Genomic DNA, 19519 nt, shown 5'->3' on the forward strand with positions numbered 1-19519 from the left:
TCGCGGCTTGAAGCTTGTAACGTGAAGCTGCCCGGAGGGCTCCCCATGAGCTATGTGATCGACCGACGCCTCAATGGCAAGAACAAGAGCACGGTAAACCGTCAGCGTTTCCTGCGGCGTTACCGTGACCACATCAAAAAGGCCGTTGAAGAGGCCGTCAGCCGCCGCTCCATTACGGATATGGAGCATGGCGAGCAAATCAGCATTCCCGGACGCGACATCGACGAACCGGTGCTGCACCACGGGCGCGGCGGCAAACAAACCGTCGTGCACCCCGGCAACAAGGAATTCACCACCGGCGAACATATCCAACGCCCGCAAGGCGGTGGCGGCGGTAAAGGCCCAGGCAAGGCCGGTAACTCTGGCGAAGGCATGGATGAGTTCGTGTTCCAGATCACCCAGGAAGAATTCCTGGAGTTCATGTTCGAAGACTTGGAACTGCCCAACCTGGTCAAACGCAACCTGACCGGCACCGACACCTTCAAGACCGTGCGCGCGGGGATCAGCAATGAGGGCAACCCGTCGCGGATCAACATCATCCGCACCCTGCGCTCGGCCCACGCCCGGCGTATCGCCCTGTCCGGCAGCAGCCGCGCCAAACTAAAGCAGGCCAAGGAAGAGTTGGCGCGTTTAAAACGCGAAGAGCCCGACAACTTCGGCGATATCCAGGAAGTCGAAGTGGAAATCGAGAAACTCAGCGCGCGGATTCACCGCGTGCCGTTCCTCGACACCTTCGACCTGAAATACAACCTGCTGGTCAAACAACCCAACCCGAGCTCCAAGGCCGTGATGTTCTGCCTGATGGACGTGTCCGGCTCGATGACCCAAGCAACCAAGGATATTGCCAAGCGCTTCTTCATCCTGCTGTACCTGTTCCTGAAGCGGAACTACGACAAGATCGATGTGGTGTTTATCCGCCATCACACCAGCGCCCGGGAAGTCGACGAAGAAGAGTTCTTCTATTCGCGGGAAACCGGCGGCACCATCGTCTCCAGCGCGTTGAAGCTGATGCAGGAAATCATGGCCGAACGCTACCCGGCTAATGAGTGGAATATCTACGCAGCCCAAGCTTCCGACGGCGACAACTGGAATGATGATTCGCCGATCTGCCGCGACATTCTGATCAACCAGATCATGCCGTTTGTGCAGTACTACACCTACGTCGAAATTACCCCTCGTGAGCACCAGGCCCTGTGGTTCGAATATGAACGCATCGGCGAAGCCTTTGCCGACACGTTCGCCCAGCAGCAACTGGTCTCGGCCGGCGATATCTACCCGGTCTTCCGTGAACTCTTCCAGCGCAGGTTAGTGACATGACCGCCAAAAAAGAGCATAAGCGCCAACCCATTTCCACCGGGTCCGAGTGGACCTTTGAACTGATCCAGGCCTATGACCGGGAAATCAGCCGTATCGCGGCCGGTTATGCTCTGGACACTTACCCCAACCAGATCGAAGTGATCACCGCCGAACAGATGATGGATGCCTATGCCTCGGTGGGTATGCCTTTGGGCTATCACCATTGGTCCTATGGCAAACACTTCCTCAGCACTGAGAAGTCCTACACGCGTGGCCAGATGGGTTTGGCCTACGAGATCGTGATCAACTCCGACCCGTGCATCGCCTACCTGATGGAAGAAAACACCATCTGCATGCAGGCACTGGTGGTGGCGCACGCGTGCTACGGGCACAACAGCTTCTTCAAGGGTAACTACCTGTTCCGCACCTGGACCGATGCCAGCTCGATCATCGATTACCTGGTGTTCGCCAAGCAGTACATCATGCAGTGCGAGGAACGCCACGGCATCGATGCAGTGGAGGATTTGCTCGATTCCTGCCACGCCCTGATGAATTACGGGGTCGACCGCTACAAACGCCCATACCCGATTTCCGCCGAGGAAGAACGCCTGCGCCAGAAGGAGCGCGAGGAGCACCTGCAGAAGCAGATCAACGATTTGTGGCGCACCATTCCAAAGCGCGCCGGCAAGAACAGCGACAAAGACAATGCACGCTTCCCCGCCGAACCTCAGGAAAACATCCTGTACTTCCTGGAAAAACACGCGCCCCTGCTGGAGCCCTGGCAGCGCGAAATCGTGCGTATCGTGCGCAAGATCGCCCAGTACTTTTATCCACAGCGCCAGACCCAGGTAATGAACGAAGGCTGGGCGACGTTCTGGCACTACACCTTGATGAATGACCTGTACGACGAGGGCCTGGTCACGGACGGTTTCATGATGGAGTTCCTCACCTCCCATACCAGCGTGGTGTTCCAACCCGGCTTCGACAGCCCCTATTACAGCGGCATCAACCACTATGCGCTGGGCTTTGCCATGTACCGCGACATCCGGCGCATGTGCGAACACCCCACCGAAGAAGACCGCCGCTGGTTCCCGGAAATCGCCGGCAGCGATTGGCTGTCGACCATCAAGTTCGCCATGAGCAGCTTCAAGGACGAGAGTTTCATCCTGCAGTACCTGTCACCCCAGGTGATTCGCGACCTCAAGCTGTTCAGCATCATGGACGACGACCTCAAGGATGATCTGGTGGTGCCGGCCATCCACGACGAACCCGGCTACCGCACCATCCGTGAAACCCTGGCGGCGCAGTACAACCTGGGCAACCGCGAACCCAACGTTCAGATTTACAGCATCGATGTGCGCGGCGACCGCTCGCTGACCTTGCGTCACCAGCAGCACGACCGCAAACCCTTGGGCGAATCCACCGAGGAAGTGCTCAAGCACCTGCACCGGTTGTGGGGCTTCGACATTCACCTGGAAACCCTGCAGGGCGACCAAGTGATGAAGACTCACCACGTGCCACCGCGCAGCGATCACAACGACAACGACTACGGCCGCCTGGACTTGGCCGTCGTTCATCTCTGAAACACCAAAGCCTCCATTGGTGAGGCACAGGCGTTATCCTGTGCCGCTAATGGAGGCTTTTTCATGAAAATCTACACAGTTGGCGGCGCGGTGCGTGATCGCCTGCTCGGCATCAAGGTCACTGACATCGACCGCGTTGTGGTCGGCGCGACCACTGAAGAAATGCTCGCCAAGGGCTACAAGCCGGTGGGCGCTGACTTCCCGGTATTCCTCGACCCGAAAAACGGCGATGAGTACGCCCTCGCCCGCACCGAACGCAAGAGTGGCCGGGGTTACGGCGGCTTTGTGTTTCATGCCAGCCCCGAGGTCACGCTGGAAGAAGACTTGATTCGTCGCGACCTGACCATCAACGCCATAGCTGAGGACGATGACGGCAACTTGACCGACCCGTACCACGGCCAGAGCGATTTGGAGGCGCGCATTTTGCGTCACGTTTCCCCGGCGTTCGCCGAAGATCCTCTGCGCGTATTGCGTGTTGCCCGCTTTGCGGCGCGTTATGCGCACCTGGGTTTCACGGTCGCTCCTGAGACGCTGGAATTGATGCGCCAGCTCAGCGAATCCGGCGAACTGGAAGCACTGACACCGGAACGCAGCTGGAAGGAAATTTCCCGGGCACTGATGGAAGATCAGCCACAGGTGTTTATTCAGGTGCTACGTGACTGCGATGCGCTGAAAACCCTGATGCCGGAAGTGAACGCGCTATTCGGCGTGCCACAGCCCGAGGCCCATCACCCCGAAATCGACACCGGCCTGCACACCTTGAGCGTGTTGGAACAGGCCGCCTTGCACAAACAACCGCTCACGGTGCGTTGGGCCTGCTTGCTGCATGACGTGGGCAAGGGCCTGACACCTGTGGATAAGTTGCCGCAGCATATTGCTCATGAGCATACGGGCTTGAAGCTGATCAAGGCGGTCAATGAGCGCTTCAAAGTGCCGAAGGACTGCCAGGAGCTGGCACTGCTGGTGGGCCAATATCACACTCATGGCCATCGAGCGCTGGAGCTAAAAGCTTCGACATTGCTGGAGTTGCTGCAGAGTTTCGACGTGTATCGCCGGCCGCAACGCTTTGAGGAATTCGTGGTGAGCTGTGAAATGGATGCGCGTGGCCGCAAGGGGCTTGAGCAACGAAGTTATCCACAGGCGGATTATTTACGTGGTGCGGCCAAGGTTGCGCGCGAAGTGGCGGTCGCGCCCCTGCTGGAGAAAGGCTTCAAAGGCCCGGAACTGGGCGAGGCGCTCAAGCGCGAACGGCTCAAAGCGCTGAAAACCTACAAGGAACACTAGGGCCGGGGTGAGTTGCCGGCCCTGCCACTCGAAGCCGACAGGCGCCAGCACTTGATCGATCTGCGCATCGCGCCACAGCTGGGCCAATGTCTTGCCCGCTTCGGGGTGCTCGCGATCCGGTGCCATCAACGACAGCGGCCACAGCACGAAGGCGTTTTTCAGGATTTCTGCGCGCGGCAGGATCAAGCCGTCGAAATTCCCCACCAGCTCGCCATACAGCAATACGTCGATATCCAGCGGCAGCCCTTTGCGGTCGGGCGCATAGCGGCCATTGTCGGCCTCGATAAATTTCAACCGGCGATCAAGTTCCATCAACGGCAAGTCGGTATAGGCCGACACCACCAGATTGAAAAACGGCCCACTCTTGATCCCCACCGGCTGGCTTTCGAACACGGGCGAGCAGCGCACGTCGGTCAAGAAGCTCGCCAGCGCGTCCAGGCCAGCGCGCAGGTGCGGCTCGCGCTCGATATTGCTGCCAAGGCCAAGGTAAACCTGAGTTAGCGACATCCGCGCTCGATCTCCACGCCCACGCCTTTGGCTGCCGGCACGGCGCCTGGCTTGGTCAATTTGAGGTGCAGCCAAGGAATCTGGAATTCGCTCATCAGCACTTCGGCCAGACGCTCGGCAAAGGTTTCCACCAGTTGGTACTGGGACTGCTCGGCAAAGGCCTGGATACGCGCGGACACGCTGGCGTAATCGAGCGCCAGGGTCAGGTCGTCACCGGCCGCGGCCGGGCGATTGTCCCAGGCAAAACTCAGGTCCAGGCGCAGGCATTGCTTGATGCCGCGCTCCCAGTCGTAGGCCCCGATCACGGTGTCGACTTCCAGGCCTTCGATAAACACTCTGTCCAAGCTCTTCTCCGCAGCACGACAAGGGCGCGATGCCCCGTTAGAATCAGGGCGTCCTCGCCCGGAATAGTTAGCATGTTTTGGTCACTGGCGATTCTCGCCTACCTGCTCGGCTCGCTGTCCTTCGCCATTTTGCTCAGCCGCCTGACGGGAAATCCCGACCCGCGAATGAGTGGCTCAGGCAATGCCGGTGCCACCAACATGTTGCGCCTGGCCGGCAAAAAACTCGCCGTACTGACGCTGCTGGGCGACATCTGCAAGGGCCTGTTGCCCGTACTCATCGCCAGCCTCGCCGGCCTCACCCTGCAACAGCAGGCCTGGGTAGGCGTGTGCGCCGTCCTCGGCCATCTGTTTCCGCTGTACTTCCGCTTTCGCGGTGGCAAGGGTGTCGCCACGGCGGCCGGCATGTTGCTGGGGATTTACCCTCCAGCGGCGTTACTGGCAGTGCTTGCCTGGCTGCTGACGTTCTACCTGACCCGCACCAGCTCGCTGGCCGCATTGATCGCCACGCCGCTCACCCTGCCCTTGCTGGCCTGGCAAGCGCCGGCAGCGCTGTTGCCGATGAGCGTGTTGACCCTGCTGATCGTCTGGCGCCACCGCGGCAATTTACGCGACCTGTTTGCCGGGCGCGAACGGCATTTTTAAATACGTTCGATGAGCCCGGCTCACGTCGCGGCCATACAACGGCCTACAGCGGCGACAGTTGCTCCATCGGCCAGCGCGCCTGCACGCTGATCGCCAGGCTTTCATGCTGCCCGGCCTGCAGGCGCTGGCAACCGGCATAGGCGATCATCGCGCCGTTGTCGGTGCAAAACTCAGGGCGCGCATAGAACACATCGCCCTGCATGTCGCCGAGCATTTTTTCCAGCGAGGTGCGCAAGGCTTTGTTAGCGCTGACGCCGCCTGCGATCACCAGGCGCTTCATGCCCGCCTGTTTCAGGGCACGCTTGCACTTGATGGTCAAAGTCTCCACCACGGCCTGCTGGAACGCCAGTGCGATGTCGCAACGGGCTTGCTCACTGTCGTCCCCGGCGCTGACGCTCTGCTGCCAGGTGTTCAGCGCAGACGTTTTCAAACCACTGAAGCTGAACATCAGGCCCGGGCGATCACACATTGGGCGCGGGAAGGTGTAGCGGCCTGGGACGCCTTTTTCGGCAAGGCGCGCGATTTCCGGGCCGCCGGGATAATTGAGGCCCATCATCTTCGCGGTTTTGTCGAACGCTTCACCGGCGGCATCGTCCAAAGACTCGCCCAACAGTGTGTATTGGCCGATCCCATCGACCTGAACCAGCTGCGTATGCCCACCCGACACCAACAAAGCGACGAACGGGAACTGCGGCGGTGTTTTTTCCAACATAGGCGCCAGTAAATGGCCTTCCATATGGTGCACGCCGAGGGCCGGAATGCCCCAGGCAAACGCCAGCGCCTGGGCGCAAGAGGCCCCAACCAGCAGGGCTCCGACCAATCCGGGGCCGGCGGTGTAGGCAATCGCGTCAATCTCGGTCGGCACGCAGCCAGCCTCGTCCAGCACCTGGCGAATCAACGGCAGCATGCGTTTGACGTGATCACGGCTGGCGAGCTCCGGCACCACGCCGCCATAGGCGCGGTGCAGGTCGATCTGGCTGAACAGTGCATCGGCCAAAAGCCCGCGTTCACTGTCGTAAAGTGCGACACCGGTTTCGTCGCAGGAGGTTTCAAGTCCCAGTACTAGCATGGGTTTGCGCCTTGTAGAGGCTGAATTCGAAGGCGCGCATAATAGTCGCCACTCCCCCTCCCGACTAGCGGTTTTCGATCAGAGGCTTTGCATTCCGGGCAATGAGGGGTTAACATCCGCAACCCTTAAAAACCGACGACCTCAGCCGCGAATTTTTTGCGATGAGAACGTTGATTCCCGGTAATGAAAGAAGGTAGCTCTGGATGCCAGCCGTCAAAGTAAAAGAGAACGAACCCTTCGACGTAGCTCTGCGTCGTTTCAAGCGCTCCTGCGAAAAAGCCGGTGTTCTGGCTGAAGTTCGTAGCCGCGAATTTTATGAGAAGCCAACTTCTGAGCGTAAGCGTAAAGCAGCAGCCGCTGTTAAGCGTCACGCTAAGAAAGTTCAGCGCGAGCAGCGCCGCGCCGTTCGTCTGTACTAATACACAGACTTACGTAGCAAGCTTCTGCCAAGCCCGGCCCTCAGCCGGGCTATTGGCATTTGCGGATATCGCTTGATGCTTCATCGTCGACGCCGCACATGCGACCGAGACACTGCTTCAAACGTCAGGACTGGCTCTTTTGCCAGCGGTGCGCGTCTCTTCTGACGAGCCTAACAAGGCTACTGACGAGCACACTCATTCTTTTAAGCAGACGATCAACTGTGTCGGCTGTGCCCAACGATGCGTTTCCGAGGCCCTTTATTGGCCAACACCGGACGCCAGGGCAACATTTCAAAGCCGAACACTGATAGAAATTAACGTCAGTGAATGTTCGGCAGATACACTCCCTGACAGCCCAACCAGACGAAAGCTGATCGAGCCGCATAATGCGCGCCTGAGCACTTCGCGGGCCTCATTGACACGCAGTGATGACGAGAACGCCATGGCCGGGCTAATTCCCCAGAGCTTTATTGACGACCTTCTGAACCGCACCGACATCGTCGATGTTGTCAGCTCTCGCGTGCAAATGAAGAAGGCTGGCAAGAACTACACCGCCTGCTGCCCGTTCCACAAAGAAAAAACCCCCTCGTTCAGCGTCAGCCCCGACAAGCAGTTCTACTACTGCTTCGGCTGCGGCGCGGGCGGCAATGCCCTCGGCTTCATCATGGACCACGACAACCTGGACTTCCCCCAGGCCGTCGAGGAACTGGCGAAAGCCGCGGGCATGGAAATACCTCGCGAAGAAAGTGGCCGCCCGCACAAGCCGCGCCAACCCACCGACTCGCCGCTGTACCCGCTGCTGACGGCCGCTGCCGACTTCTACCGTCAGGCGCTTAAAAGCCATCCGCAGCGCAAGGCCGCCGTTGAGTACCTCAAGGGTCGCGGCCTCACCGGTGAAATCGCCCGGGACTTCGGCCTGGGTTTCGCGCCGCCCGGCTGGGACAACCTGTACAAGCACCTGAGCAGCGACACCCTGCAGCAGAAAGCCATGATCGACGCTGGCCTGCTGGTGGAAAACGCCGAGACCGGCAAGCGCTATGACCGTTTCCGCGACCGCGTGATGTTCCCGATCCGCGACAGCCGTGGCCGGATCATCGCGTTCGGTGGCCGCGTACTCGGCGACGACAAGCCCAAGTACCTGAACTCCCCGGAAACCCCGGTGTTTCATAAGGGCCAGGAGCTCTACGGGCTGTTCGAAGCGCGCAAAAACAACCGCAACCTCGATGAAATCATCGTGGTTGAAGGCTATATGGACGTGATCGCGCTCGCCCAGCAAGGCCTGCGTAACGCCGTGGCCACCCTGGGCACCGCCACCAGCGAAGAACACATGAAACGCCTGTTTCGCGTGGTGCCCAACGTACTGTTCTGTTTCGACGGTGACCAGGCCGGCCGCAACGCCGCCTGGCGCGCACTCGAAGCCACGCTGTCGAGCCTGCAGGATGGCCGCCGTGCGCGCTTCCTGTTCCTACCCGAAGGCGAAGACCCGGACACCCTGGTGCGCTCCGAAGGTACCGACGCGTTCCGTGCGCGCATCAATCAACACGCGCAACCACTGGCGGACTATTTCTTCCAGCAATTGACCGAAGAAGCCGACCCGCGCTCGCTCGAAGGCAAGGCCCATATGGCTACCCTCGCAGCACCGCTGATCGACAAAGTGCCGGGCGCCAACCTGAAATCACTGATGCGCATGCGCCTGCTGGAAATCACCGGTTTGAGCGGTGAAGCCGTCAGCCAGCTGGTGCACAACGCACCACAAAATGCGCCACCGGCGTACGACCCGGGCATGGATTACGACGCCATGCCGGACTATTCAGACTTCCACCAACCGCAGGATGCGTTCACGCCCCAGCAGGAGTGGACACCGAAGAAACCCGGCGCCGGCGGCAAGAAATGGGATAAGAAACCCTGGAGCAAGAACGGCAAACGCGGCGACCGCGATGAAGCCTACGCGCCACGTACGCCAGTGGCGGTGGAAGCACCGACGCTTATTGCGTTGCGCACGCTTATCCACCACCCGCAATTGGCCAAGAAGGTCGAGAGCGCTGATCATTTTGCCAACGAAAGCAACACCTATGCGCAGGTACTGATCGCCTTGATCGGGGCGGTACAGAAAAATCCTAAGCTAAACTCAATTCAGCTTATGGCTCGTTGGCATGGCACCGAACAAGGCCGCCTCTTGAGAGCACTCGCAGAAAAGGAGTGGCTAATTGACGGCGATAACCTTGAACAACAGTTTTTAGACACCATTACTAGGTTATCCGCGGGTCAGCATACGCAGACCCTCGACGAACTCATCAAAAGAGCAAGACAGCCGGGATTGTCGGCTGAAGAGCAAATTCAGATAGCAAAACAGATGCGCGACCTCTTAAAACAGAATGTTTCCGCATCAAACCCGACCTCAGCTGGCGCGTGAGGTCATAGCTCGGGTATAATCCTCGGCTTGTTTTTTGCCCGCCAAGACCTTCAGTGGATAGGGTGTTATGTCCGGAAAAGCGCAACAGCAGTCTCGTATCAAAGAGTTGATCACACTCGGTCGTGAGCAGGGTTACCTGACTTACGCGGAGGTCAACGACCACCTGCCTGAGGATATTTCAGATCCAGAGCAGGTGGAAGACATCATCCGCATGATTAATGACATGGGGATCAACGTATTCGAGGTTGCGCCAGATAAGGATTCCCTTATGCTGGCCGACGCCGATACCGACGAAGCGGCGGCCGAAGAGGCAGCAGCAGCGTTGGCAGCAGTGGAGACCGATATCGGTCGCACGACGGACCCTGTGCGCATGTATATGCGCGAAATGGGTACGGTCGAGTTGCTGACACGCGAAGGCGAAATTGAAATCGCCAAGCGTATCGAAGAGGGCATCCGTGAAGTGATGGGCGCAATCGCGCACTTCCCTGGCACGGTTGACCACATTCTCTCCGAGTACACCCGCGTCACCACCGAAGGTGGTCGCCTGTCTGACGTCTTGAGCGGTTACATCGACCCGGACGACGGCATTGCGCCGCCTGCCGCCGAAGTACCGCCGCCAGTCGACCCGAAGGCGGTTAAAGCTGACGACGACACTGATGACGACGAGGCTGAAGCCAGCACCGACGACGAAGATGAAGTCGAAAGCGGCCCGGACCCAATCGTCGCTGCCCAGCGTTTCGGTGCGGTTTCCGATCAAATGGAAATCACCCGCAAGGCCCTGAAAAAGCACGGTCGTGGCAACAAGCTGGCAATCGCCGAGCTGATAGCCCTGGCTGAGCTGTTCATGCCGATCAAGCTGGTGCCGAAGCAATTCGAAGGCCTGGTTGAGCGTGTTCGCAGTGCCCTTGAGCGTCTGCGTGCCCAAGAGCGCGCAATCATGCAGCTCTGTGTACGTGATGCACGCATGCCGCGTACTGACTTCCTGCGCCAGTTCCCGGGCAACGAAGTTGACGAAAGCTGGACCGACGCACTGGCCAAAGGCAAGGCAAAATACGCCGAAGCCATTGGTCGCCTGCAGCCCGACATCATCCGTTGCCAGCAGAAGCTGACTGCGCTGCAGACCGAAACCGGTCTGACGATTGCCGAGATCAAGGACATCAACCGTCGCATGTCGATCGGTGAGGCCAAGGCCCGCCGCGCGAAGAAAGAGATGGTTGAAGCGAACTTGCGTCTGGTGATCTCCATCGCCAAGAAGTACACCAACCGTGGCCTGCAATTCCTCGATCTGATCCAGGAAGGCAACATCGGCTTGATGAAGGCTGTGGACAAGTTCGAATACCGTCGCGGCTACAAGTTCTCGACTTATGCCACCTGGTGGATCCGTCAGGCGATCACTCGCTCGATCGCCGACCAGGCCCGCACCATCCGTATTCCGGTGCACATGATCGAGACCATCAACAAGCTCAACCGTATTTCCCGGCAGATGTTGCAGGAAATGGGTCGCGAACCGACCCCGGAAGAGCTGGGCGAACGCATGGAAATGCCTGAGGATAAAATCCGCAAGGTATTGAAGATCGCTAAAGAGCCGATCTCCATGGAAACGCCGATTGGTGATGACGAAGACTCCCACTTGGGTGACTTCATCGAAGACTCGACTATGCAGTCGCCTATCGATGTCGCCACTGTTGAGAGCTTGAAAGAAGCGACTCGCGACGTACTGTCCGGCCTCACTGCCCGTGAAGCCAAGGTACTGCGCATGCGTTTCGGCATCGACATGAATACCGACCACACCCTTGAGGAAGTCGGTAAGCAGTTTGACGTGACCCGCGAGCGGATCCGTCAGATCGAAGCCAAGGCGCTGCGCAAGTTGCGCCACCCGACGCGAAGCGAGCATCTACGCTCCTTCCTCGACGAGTGATACCAGAACCCCCGGCCCAGGCCGGGGGTTTTGCTTTGTGCCGATTACTTTCTATAGATTAACTGCCGCGCCCCCCCCCTCCCCCGCAATGCCCGTCTACACTCGAAACATTCCCCGTGCCATAACGAGACCGTTATGCCCAGACTGCCGACCGTGATACTGCTGTCGCTGCTGACCTGGACCGCAACGGCTGGCGCGTTGACTCTTACTGATGAAGAGCGTGGCTGGCTGTCGGACCATCAGGAGCTGCGCCTTGGGGTGGACGCCTCATGGCCACCCTTCGAATACCGTGATGAAAATGGCCGCTATCAGGGCTTGGCCGCTGATTACATCCGCCTGATCCAGGACCGCCTGGGCGTCAGAATCAAGCTGATCGAGCCGGTCAACTGGACCGCCGTGCTTGAGCAGGCCAAAAACAACCAGCTCGACCTGCTGCCCGGCATCATGTCCACGCCGGAGCGCCAGAGCTTCCTGGCCTTTACGCGCCCGTACCTGGATTTCCCTATTGTCATCCTCGCCCATGAAGGCGGCGCGAAACCGCGCAACCTCAAGGACCTTTACGGGCTGAAGATCGCCGTAGTGGAAAACTACGCCCCCCACGAATTGCTGCGCACCCACCATCCCGACCTCAACCTGGTGGCTTTGCCCAACGTCAGCTCGACGCTGCAAGCCCTGGCCACCGACGAAGTGGATGCCGTGGTCGGCGACCTCGCGTCCAGCGTCTGGAGCCTGCGCCAGCTCAAGCTCGATGGTTTATACGTCAGCGGCGAAACGCCCTACCGCTATCAGCTGGCAATGGGCGTGCCGCGGGATGAGAAAATGCTGGTGGGCATCCTCGACAAGGTCCTCGCCGACCTCAGCCCCAGCGAAACCGACGCCATCCAGCAACACTGGGTCGGCAGCATCACCGATCACCGCACGTTTTGGTCCGACCTGCTGATGTACGGCCTGCCGGCAGTGCTGCTGCTGAGCACCGTGCTGGCCATTGTGATTCGGATCAACCGCCGGCTCAGCTCGGAAATCTCCCGCCGGGTGGCCCTCGAGCAAGAACTGCGCAGCAGCGAATACCACTACCGCGGCCTGGTAGAGAGCTTGTCCGCCATCGCCTGGGAAGCCAGCATCACCGATTTCACCTACAGCTACGTGTCGCCCCATGCCGAAGACTTGCTCGGCTACCCGCGTGCGCATTGGCTGATTCCAGGCTTCTGGCGCAACATCATCCACCCCGCCGACCTGACACGTGCCGAGGCCTACTGCTACCAGGAAACCCGCGCCAACCGTGATCACAGCGTCGATTATCGGGTAATCACCGCCGACGGCCGCTGCTTGTGGGTGCGCGACATTGTCAGCCTCATCGAGCACGGGCATGAGCCAGTACTGCGCGGCCTGATGATCGATATCAGCGAAGCCAAGCGCACCGAAGAAGCCTTGCAATTGTCCGAGGAGAAATTTGCCTCGGTGTTCCAGCAATGCCCGGACATCTTGGTGATTGCGCGCTTGTCCGATGGCTGCCTGCTGGAGGTCAACAAGGCGTTTGAGGACCAGATCGGCCTGAGCGCCGCAGACGTGGTGGGCAAAACCGCCACCGAATTAGATATCTGGGGTATTCAAGGCGTCGGTCCCGACCTGCTGCAACGGGTGCAGACCACCAGCATCCGCAACCTGGAAATGCCTTTTCGGCGCAGCAACGGCCAAACCTTTACCGGGTTGATCTCGGCAGAGCCATTCCAACTCGACACCACCGAAGCCTTGGTGGTGGTGGTGCGTGACATCACCCCGCTCAAGGAAACCCAGCAACAACTGCAAACCTCCGAAGAGAAATTCGCCAAGGCCTTCCACGCCTCACCCGATGGCTTGCTGCTCAGCCGCCAGCGCGATGGGCTGCTGATTGAAGTGAATGACGGTTTCAGCCGGCTGACCGGGTTCACCAGCGCAACGTCGCTCGACCAATCCACCTTGGAACTGGGCATTTGGGTCGACCTCAACGAACGCAAACACATGCTGGAACTGATGCAGCGCGACGGGCTTGTCCGCGATTTCGTCTGCCACATACGCCGCAACGACGGCCAGATTCGCCTCTGTGAAGTGTCCAGCCGCCCACTGCCCATCGGCGATGAAGATTGCATGCTGACCATCGCCCGGGACATCACCGAACGCCAATTCATGCAGGAAAAGCTGCAACAGGCCGCGACGGTGTTCGAAAGTACGGCCGAAGGCGTATTGATCACCGACACCCGGCAGAACATCAGCGCCGTCAACCGCGCCTTCAGCGAAATCACCGGCTACAGCGAAGCCGAAGCCCTCGGCAGTACGCCGCGCCTGCTCGCTTCCGGCCTGCATGACAGCGCGTTCTATGCGGCCATGTGGCACCAACTGACCGCCCAGGGGCATTGGCAGGGCGAGATCTCCAACCGCCGCAAGAACGGCGAGTTGTACCCCAGTTGGCTGACCATCAGTGCCGTGCGCAACCGCGAGCAACTGATCACCCACTTTGTTGCCGTGTTTGCCGACATCTCCAGCCTCAAGCATGCCCAGGCGCGCCTCGACTACCAGGCGCATCATGATCCACTGACGGGCCTGCCTAACCGCACCCTGTTCGAAAACCGGCTGCAGGCGGCACTTAATGGCCAGCAAGAAAGCGGCAACCAAGGCGCGGTGCTATTCCTCGACCTGGACCGTTTCAAACACATCAATGACAGCCTTGGCCACCCCGTCGGCGACCTGCTGCTCAAAGACATCGCCGTGCGCCTCAAAGACCAACTGCGCGACGTCGACACCGTGGCTCGCCTGGGCGGCGACGAATTCATTATCCTGCTGCCCGGCCTGCAGCACGCCAGCGATGCCGAGCACCTGGCCAATAAACTGCTCGCCTGCTTCACCCCGCCGTTCCAGGCCGGCGAGCACGAGTTCTTTATCAGCGCCAGTATCGGCACCAGCCTGTACCCACAGGACGGCACCGACGTCGCCACCCTGGTCAAAAACGCCGACGCGGCGATGTACCGCTCCAAGGCCAAGGGCCGCAACCGCGTCGAAAGCTACACCCAAGACCTCACCGCCCAGGCCAACGAACGCGTGGCCCTGGAACACGAACTGCGCCGCGCCATCGAGCGTGAAGAGTTATTTTTGTACTACCAGCCGAAGCTGAGCCTGATCACCCAGGAACTGATCGGCGCCGAAGCCCTGATTCGCTGGCACCATCCGACCTTTGGTGATGTGCCGCCTGAACACTTCATCGCCCTGGCCGAAGAGAACGGCACGATCCTGCAGATCGGTGACTGGGTACTGGAACAGGCATGCAGCCAGATGCACCAGTGGAAAGAAGCCTTCGATGACTTCGGCCCACTGTCGGTCAACCTTGCCGGCGCCCAACTGCGCCACCCCGGCCTGCTCGCACGCATCGAACAGCTCCTGCGCGACTACCGCCTGGAGCCCGGCTGCCTGCAACTGGAAATCACCGAAAACTTCATCATGAGCCAGGCCGAAGAAGCACTGGAAGTACTGCACCAACTCAAACGCCTGGGCGTGCAACTGGCGATTGATGACTTCGGCACCGGCTATTCATCCCTCAGCTACCTCAAGCGCCTGCCGCTGGACTTCCTGAAGATCGACCAATCCTTCGTACGCGGCCTGCCCGACGACCCCCACGACGCCGCCATCGTGCGCGCCATCATCGCCCTAGGCCACAGCATGCAATTCACCATCATCGCCGAAGGCGTGGAAAACCCCGCGCAACAAGCATTCCTCGCCGCCGAAGGCTGTGAACAGATGCAAGGCTACATCGTCAGCCTGCCCCTGCCGCCCGAGCTTTTTGCCGAGGCTTTTCTTCATATGAGGGTTTCAGACTTTTCGGATGGCACAGTGGGGAAACCATCGTTATAATCCGCGACCTACTGAGGGCCTATAGCTCAGTTGGTTAGAGCAGGGGACTCATAATCCCTTGGTCGTAGGTTCGAGTCCTACTGGGCCCACCATCTTGAAAGCCGCGCACTGCGCGGCTTTTGTCGTTTTTTGACGTGTAGAATTTCCAATCGGGAAATTTCACAGAGTCATTGCCGTCCACAAAGCGTCCACATCACTTTATCCGTAGATCCTGGTGTGGGTGTGCTGGGCATGCCCGTAAACCAGCTTACCGGGCGGTCAAGTCTGCGCAATTACCCAGCGGGCTACGCGCGCGATGCGTGCCCTGACCTTAACTTTACTCAGGGTCTCATGGGGTCGGCCTTAGCACTCCACAAAGGCCCTTGTCAGGTACGCTTCGGCCCGGTCGATAGGCCACCATGCAAACGACAGCGGCCGCTGGCGTATAGGTCTCGGCGCTTACATGGCGTACCTGCCCGCGTCTTGGCTCCACAGCGCAAACCGCGAAGCTCATCAGGGAGCGGCAGGACAGAGAGTTGCCCGCTTGGCATTCCTGCGGCAAGCCAGGCCAGCATCACTGCCTCACTGGCTCTGTGATAAGCCTTCCACCGCTTGCGCAGTGCATCCTGTTGGCTGGTCATGGTTCCTGCCTTTGTTCTGTTCCTGCTCAGGCTGGGGCAAGTACAATCCGAATCGTGTCCGAAACACGACCGAAATATCCGAAATAGCAGCATGGTTTCCGACCGAAACGTCCGATTCGCCTAACGAGACGGTTCACCCTGCACCCCGGTGAAGTGCTGGTCGCTGAAGACAATACCGGCACCGGCCATCGTTGGAATCTAATCGACGATCAGCCGTGGCGTCGTGGCTACGTAGTGCTCAAGCCTGGCACGCCGGACTCGTTTATCCCGAACGATGCTGCCGCGGCGAAAGTATGCAAGGCGCCTTAATCTCGCAGATCGCACCGCTCCAGAAGGGCGCAAGCCTGTAACATGGCGACCCATTGCCGCCCGCACTGGAGCTCCCCTTGCCCGTCCTCGATGAAATCGATCGCCAACTGATCGCTGCCTTGCAGATCAACGCCCGCGAAAGCGTGGCCATGCTTGCCCGGCAGTTGGGTATTGCGCGCACTACGGTGACGTCGCGCCTGGCGCGCCTGGAAAAAACCCAGGTGATTACCGGTTATGGCGTGCGCCTCGGGCAGCGGGTGGTCGATGGCGGTTTGCAGGCTTATGTGGGGATCACCGTGCAAGCGCGCTCGGGTAAGGAAGTGCTGCGCAGGCTGAGTGCCATGGCGCAGGTGCAGCAGTTGTGTGCGGTGAGTGGCGAGTTCGATTACGTGGCCTGGCTGCGCACGGATTCGCCGGAGCAACTGGATCAATTGCTGGACCAGATCGGCAGTGTCGACGGTGTGGAGAAAACCACTACTTCGATCATCCTCAGTAACAAATTGGATCGCGGACAGCCAATCTGACCACCAGGCTCGTCACTCTGACTAAAAACAGCTCAATCCGACGACACATTGAGTCTTAATAACGAACGCTACGCTGCCTAAACTGGCTGCCATCTTTTCCTATACTCAACGGGCCACCTCCCGCCGAGTCGTCAGTAAGGTTAGCCATGAGCATTCCGTCCAGCACCATCAGCAAGACCCATCGCCACCCCGCCGACGGTAAAAAGCCTATCACCATCTTTGGCCCGGACTTTCCGTTTGCCTTTGATGACTGGATCGAACACCCGGCTGGCCTGGGCAGCATCCCCGCGGCCAACCATGGCGCGGAAGTGGCGATTGTCGGGGCCGGGATCGCGGGCCTTGTGGCCGCTTATGAGCTGATGAAACTGGGCCTGAAGCCCGTGGTGTACGAAGCCTCGAAGATGGGCGGCCGTTTGCGCTCCCAGGCGTTTGAAGGGGCCGAGGGCATCATCGCCGAGTTGGGCGGCATGCGTTTTCCGGTGTCGTCCACCGCGTTCTACCACTATGTGGACAAGTTGGGCCTGGAGACCAAACCCTTCCCCAACCCGCTGACGCCGGCCTCCGGCAGCACCGTGGTCGACCTCGAAGGCCAGACCCACTACGCGCAAAAACTCTCTGACTTGCCGGTGCTGTTCCAGGAAGTCGCTGACGCCTGGGCCGATGCGCTGGAAGCCGGCTCGCAGTTCGGTGATATCCAGCAAGCCATCCGCGACCGCGACGTGCCACGCCTCAAAGAGCTGTGGAACAAGCTGGTGCCGCTGTGGGACGACCGCACGTTCTATGACTTCGTCGCCACCTCCAAGGCGTTCGCCAAACTGTCTTTCGCGCACCGCGAAGTGTTTGGCCAAGTGGGTTTCGGCACCGGCGGCTGGGACTCGGACTTCCCTAACTCGATGCTGGAAATTTTCCGCGTGGTGATGACCAACTGCGACGACCACCAGCACTTGGTGGTCGGCGGCGTGGCGCAAGTGCCCATTGGCATTTGGCGCCATGTGCCGGAACGTTGTGCGCACTGGCCCGCCGGCACCAGCCTCAGCTCGCTGCATCGCGGTGCGCCAAGAGCCGGTGTGAGCCGTATTGCCCACGCCGCCGATGGCCGCTTTACCGTGACCGACAACTATGGCGACACGCGTGAATACGCCGCCGTGCTGACCACCTGCCAAAGCTGGCTGCTGACCACCCAGATCGAATGCGACGAAACCCTGTTCTCGCAGAAAATGTGGATGGCACTGGATCGCACCCGCTATATGCAGTCGTCGAAAACCTTCGTGATGGTTGACCGCCCGTTCTGGAAAGACAAAGACCCGGAAACCGGCCGCGACTTGATGAGCATGACCCTCACCGATCGCCTGACCCGTGGCACTTATCTGTTCGACAATGGTGACGACAAGCCGGGCGTGATTTGCCTGTCGTACTCGTGGATGAGCGACGCGCTGAAAATGCTGCCGCAGCCCATCGACAAGCGCGTGAAATTGGCCCTTGATGCGCTGAAGAAGATCTACCCTAAAGTCGATATCAAGGCGCGCATCATCGGCGACCCGATCACGGTGTCCTGGGAAGCCGACCCGCATTTCCTTGGGGCTTTCAAAGGCGCGCTGCCCGGCCACTATCGCTACAACCAGCGGATGTATGCGCACTTCATGCAGAAGGACATGCCCGCCGAACAACGTGGGATTTTTATCGCCGGTGACGACGTCTCCTGGACACCCGCCTGGGTGGAAGGCGCGGTACAAACCTCGCTGAACGCGGTGTGGGGCATCATGACCCACTTCGGCGGCAGCACGCATCCGCAGAACCCAGGGCCGGGAGATGTATTTGACGAAATCGGCCCAATCGCCCTGGCCGATTAAGGAGTTGAGCATGCGCGTCGCCCTGTACCAATGCCCACCGCTGCCGCTGGATGTAGCCGGTAACCTCAAGCGCCTGCACCAGCTCGCGCATGAGGCGTCGGATGCCGATGTGCTGGTGCTGCCGGAGATGTTTCTCAGCGGCTATAACATCGGCGCCGAAGCCGTTGGCGCGCTGGCTGAAGCACAGGATGGCGCCTCGGCACAGGCGATAGCTGCACTTGCCAAAAGCGCCGGGCTGGCGATTCTGTACGGCTACCCGGAGCGGGCCGAGGATGGCCAGATCTACAACGCGGTGCAGTTAATCGACGCCCATGGCCAGCGCCTCTGCAACTACCGCAAGACCCACCTGTTTGGCGATCTGGACCACTCGATGTTCAGTGCCGGGGAAGATGCTTTCCCGCTGGTGGAATTGAACGGCTGGAAGCTCGGTTTCCTGATCTGCTACGACCTGGAGTTTCCGGAAAATACCCGGCGCCTCGCCCTGGCCGGCGCCGAGTTGATCCTGGTGCCCACCGCCAATATGGTGCCGTTCGACTTTGTCGCCGACGTGACCGTGCGTGCGCGGGCCTTTGAAAACCAGTGTTATGTGGCTTACGCCAATTACTGCGGGCAGGAAGGCGAGATTCACTATTGCGGGCAAAGCAGCATTGCTGCGCCCAATGGCCAGCGCATCGCCCAGGCCGGGTTGGATGAGGCCTTGATCGTCGGGGAGCTGGATCGCCAGTCGATTCTTAATGCACGCGCCGCCAATCACTACCTGCAAGACCGTCGCCCGGAGTTGTACGGCGCACTGCATAAGCCCTGACCCAGCCGGTTTGTCAGCGGTTTGTTAACATGGCCACACCCTACGTTTCGGAAGTGC

14 protein-coding genes, 1 tRNA gene and 2 pseudogenes are annotated in these 19519 nt (G+C 59.7%); 13 read left to right on the forward strand and 4 right to left on the reverse strand.

Annotated elements, in window-relative coordinates; translation table 11 throughout:
- Window positions 1-45 precede the first annotated feature (45 nt).
- The 3 genes from GJU48_RS22145 to GJU48_RS22155 all read left to right on the forward strand — a co-directional run bounded on the left by GJU48_RS22145 (window position 46) and on the right by GJU48_RS22155 (window position 4163).
- Entirely contained in the window at window positions 46-1317 is a 1272-nt protein-coding gene (locus GJU48_RS22145) for a YeaH/YhbH family protein (RefSeq protein WP_094951400.1), read from the forward strand.
- Window positions 1314-2879, forward strand: a complete 1566-nt coding sequence (locus GJU48_RS22150; RefSeq protein WP_094951399.1) for a SpoVR family protein — start codon at window positions 1314-1316, stop codon at window positions 2877-2879. The genes GJU48_RS22145 and GJU48_RS22150 overlap by 4 nt, the downstream gene beginning before the upstream one ends.
- A gap of 63 nt (window positions 2880-2942) precedes the next feature.
- Window positions 2943-4163: a multifunctional CCA addition/repair protein gene (locus GJU48_RS22155; RefSeq protein ID WP_155296079.1), complete on the forward strand. Its 1221-nt coding sequence runs from the start codon at window positions 2943-2945 to the stop codon at window positions 4161-4163.
- Between the two features lie 3 nt (window positions 4164-4166).
- On the opposite strand, the pseudogene folK reads toward GJU48_RS22155, so the two are convergent.
- A pseudogene (folK, locus tag GJU48_RS22160) lies at window positions 4167-4670 on the reverse strand (2-amino-4-hydroxy-6-hydroxymethyldihydropteridine diphosphokinase); the annotation flags it as partial.
- Window positions 4661-5014: a dihydroneopterin aldolase gene (folB, locus tag GJU48_RS22165; protein WP_026140135.1), complete on the reverse strand. Its 354-nt coding sequence runs from the start codon at window positions 5012-5014 to the stop codon at window positions 4661-4663. The pseudogene folK and the gene folB, both read right to left, overlap by 10 nt.
- Window positions 5015-5086: 72 nt before the next feature.
- Between folB and plsY the strand changes: the two genes are divergently transcribed.
- Window positions 5087-5656: a glycerol-3-phosphate 1-O-acyltransferase PlsY gene (gene plsY, locus GJU48_RS22170; RefSeq protein WP_094951989.1), complete on the forward strand. Its 570-nt coding sequence runs from the start codon at window positions 5087-5089 to the stop codon at window positions 5654-5656.
- A gap of 43 nt (window positions 5657-5699) precedes the next feature.
- On the opposite strand, the gene tsaD is transcribed toward plsY, so the two are convergent.
- A complete protein-coding gene (tsaD, locus tag GJU48_RS22175; RefSeq protein WP_094951990.1) occupies window positions 5700-6725 on the reverse strand; it encodes a tRNA (adenosine(37)-N6)-threonylcarbamoyltransferase complex transferase subunit TsaD in 1026 nt (341 codons plus the stop codon).
- A gap of 203 nt (window positions 6726-6928) precedes the next feature.
- Between tsaD and rpsU the strand changes: the two genes are divergently transcribed.
- From rpsU to GJU48_RS22200, 5 genes are all read left to right on the forward strand, one after another.
- Complete coding sequence (gene rpsU, locus GJU48_RS22180) at window positions 6929-7144, forward strand: 30S ribosomal protein S21 (protein ID WP_002551877.1); 216 nt, start codon at window positions 6929-6931, stop codon at window positions 7142-7144.
- Window positions 7145-7586: 442 nt separating this feature from the next.
- On the forward strand, window positions 7587-9557 hold the full coding sequence (gene dnaG, locus GJU48_RS22185) for a DNA primase (protein WP_094951991.1): 1971 nt from the start codon (window positions 7587-7589) through the stop codon (window positions 9555-9557).
- A gap of 67 nt (window positions 9558-9624) precedes the next feature.
- A complete protein-coding gene (gene rpoD, locus GJU48_RS22190) occupies window positions 9625-11475 on the forward strand; it encodes an RNA polymerase sigma factor RpoD (RefSeq protein ID WP_094951992.1) in 1851 nt (616 codons plus the stop codon).
- Between the two features lie 135 nt (window positions 11476-11610).
- Window positions 11611-15354 carry a bifunctional diguanylate cyclase/phosphodiesterase gene (locus GJU48_RS22195; RefSeq protein ID WP_094951993.1) on the forward strand — a complete coding sequence of 1248 codons (3744 nt, stop codon included), beginning with the start codon at window positions 11611-11613 and terminating at the stop codon, window positions 15352-15354.
- A 15-nt stretch (window positions 15355-15369) separates the two neighbouring features.
- A tRNA-Ile gene (locus GJU48_RS22200) sits at window positions 15370-15446 on the forward strand.
- A 273-nt stretch (window positions 15447-15719) separates the two neighbouring features.
- Here the strand turns inward: GJU48_RS22200 and GJU48_RS25805 are convergent.
- Window positions 15720-16067, reverse strand: coding sequence for an HGGxSTG domain-containing protein (locus GJU48_RS25805; RefSeq protein WP_317988376.1), 348 nt, complete (start codon window positions 16065-16067; stop codon window positions 15720-15722).
- Between the two features lie 36 nt (window positions 16068-16103).
- Between GJU48_RS25805 and GJU48_RS25810 the strand changes: the two are divergent.
- From GJU48_RS25810 to GJU48_RS22215, 4 genes and pseudogenes are all read left to right on the forward strand, one after another.
- A pseudogene (locus GJU48_RS25810) lies at window positions 16104-16283 on the forward strand (hypothetical protein); the annotation flags it as partial.
- 77 nt (window positions 16284-16360) lie between these two features.
- Window positions 16361-16807, forward strand: a complete 447-nt coding sequence (locus GJU48_RS22205; RefSeq protein ID WP_078734923.1) for an Lrp/AsnC family transcriptional regulator — start codon at window positions 16361-16363, stop codon at window positions 16805-16807.
- A 167-nt stretch (window positions 16808-16974) separates the two neighbouring features.
- Window positions 16975-18657: a flavin monoamine oxidase family protein gene (locus GJU48_RS22210; RefSeq protein WP_094949552.1), complete on the forward strand. Its 1683-nt coding sequence runs from the start codon at window positions 16975-16977 to the stop codon at window positions 18655-18657.
- A 10-nt stretch (window positions 18658-18667) separates the two neighbouring features.
- Window positions 18668-19462, forward strand: coding sequence for a carbon-nitrogen hydrolase family protein (locus tag GJU48_RS22215; protein WP_094949465.1), 795 nt, complete (start codon window positions 18668-18670; stop codon window positions 19460-19462).
- Window positions 19463-19519 lie beyond the last annotated feature (57 nt).

The sequence above is a fragment of the Pseudomonas sp. IB20 genome, from assembly GCF_009707325.1.
Lineage (GTDB): Bacteria > Pseudomonadota > Gammaproteobacteria > Pseudomonadales > Pseudomonadaceae > Aquipseudomonas.

What these genes read in the sequence shown, in the direction of transcription:
- GJU48_RS22145 (WP_094951400.1), top strand. Translation starts at nt 46, where the DNA reads ATGAGCTATGTGATCGACCGACGCCTCAATGGCAAGAACAAGAGCACG.
- GJU48_RS22150 (WP_094951399.1), top strand. Translation starts at nt 1,314, where the DNA reads ATGACCGCCAAAAAAGAGCATAAGCGCCAACCCATTTCCACCGGGTCC.
- GJU48_RS22155 (WP_155296079.1), top strand. Translation starts at nt 2,943, where the DNA reads ATGAAAATCTACACAGTTGGCGGCGCGGTGCGTGATCGCCTGCTCGGC.
- plsY (WP_094951989.1), top strand. Translation starts at nt 5,087, where the DNA reads ATGTTTTGGTCACTGGCGATTCTCGCCTACCTGCTCGGCTCGCTGTCC.
- tsaD (WP_094951990.1), bottom strand. Translation starts at nt 6,725, where the DNA reads ATGCTAGTACTGGGACTTGAAACCTCCTGCGACGAAACCGGTGTCGCA.
- rpsU (WP_002551877.1), top strand. Translation starts at nt 6,929, where the DNA reads ATGCCAGCCGTCAAAGTAAAAGAGAACGAACCCTTCGACGTAGCTCTG.
- dnaG (WP_094951991.1), top strand. Translation starts at nt 7,587, where the DNA reads ATGGCCGGGCTAATTCCCCAGAGCTTTATTGACGACCTTCTGAACCGC.
- rpoD (WP_094951992.1), top strand. Translation starts at nt 9,625, where the DNA reads ATGTCCGGAAAAGCGCAACAGCAGTCTCGTATCAAAGAGTTGATCACA.
- GJU48_RS22195 (WP_094951993.1), top strand. Translation starts at nt 11,611, where the DNA reads ATGCCCAGACTGCCGACCGTGATACTGCTGTCGCTGCTGACCTGGACC.
- GJU48_RS25805 (WP_317988376.1), bottom strand. Translation starts at nt 16,067, where the DNA reads ATGCTGCTATTTCGGATATTTCGGTCGTGTTTCGGACACGATTCGGAT.
- GJU48_RS22215 (WP_094949465.1), top strand. Translation starts at nt 18,668, where the DNA reads ATGCGCGTCGCCCTGTACCAATGCCCACCGCTGCCGCTGGATGTAGCC.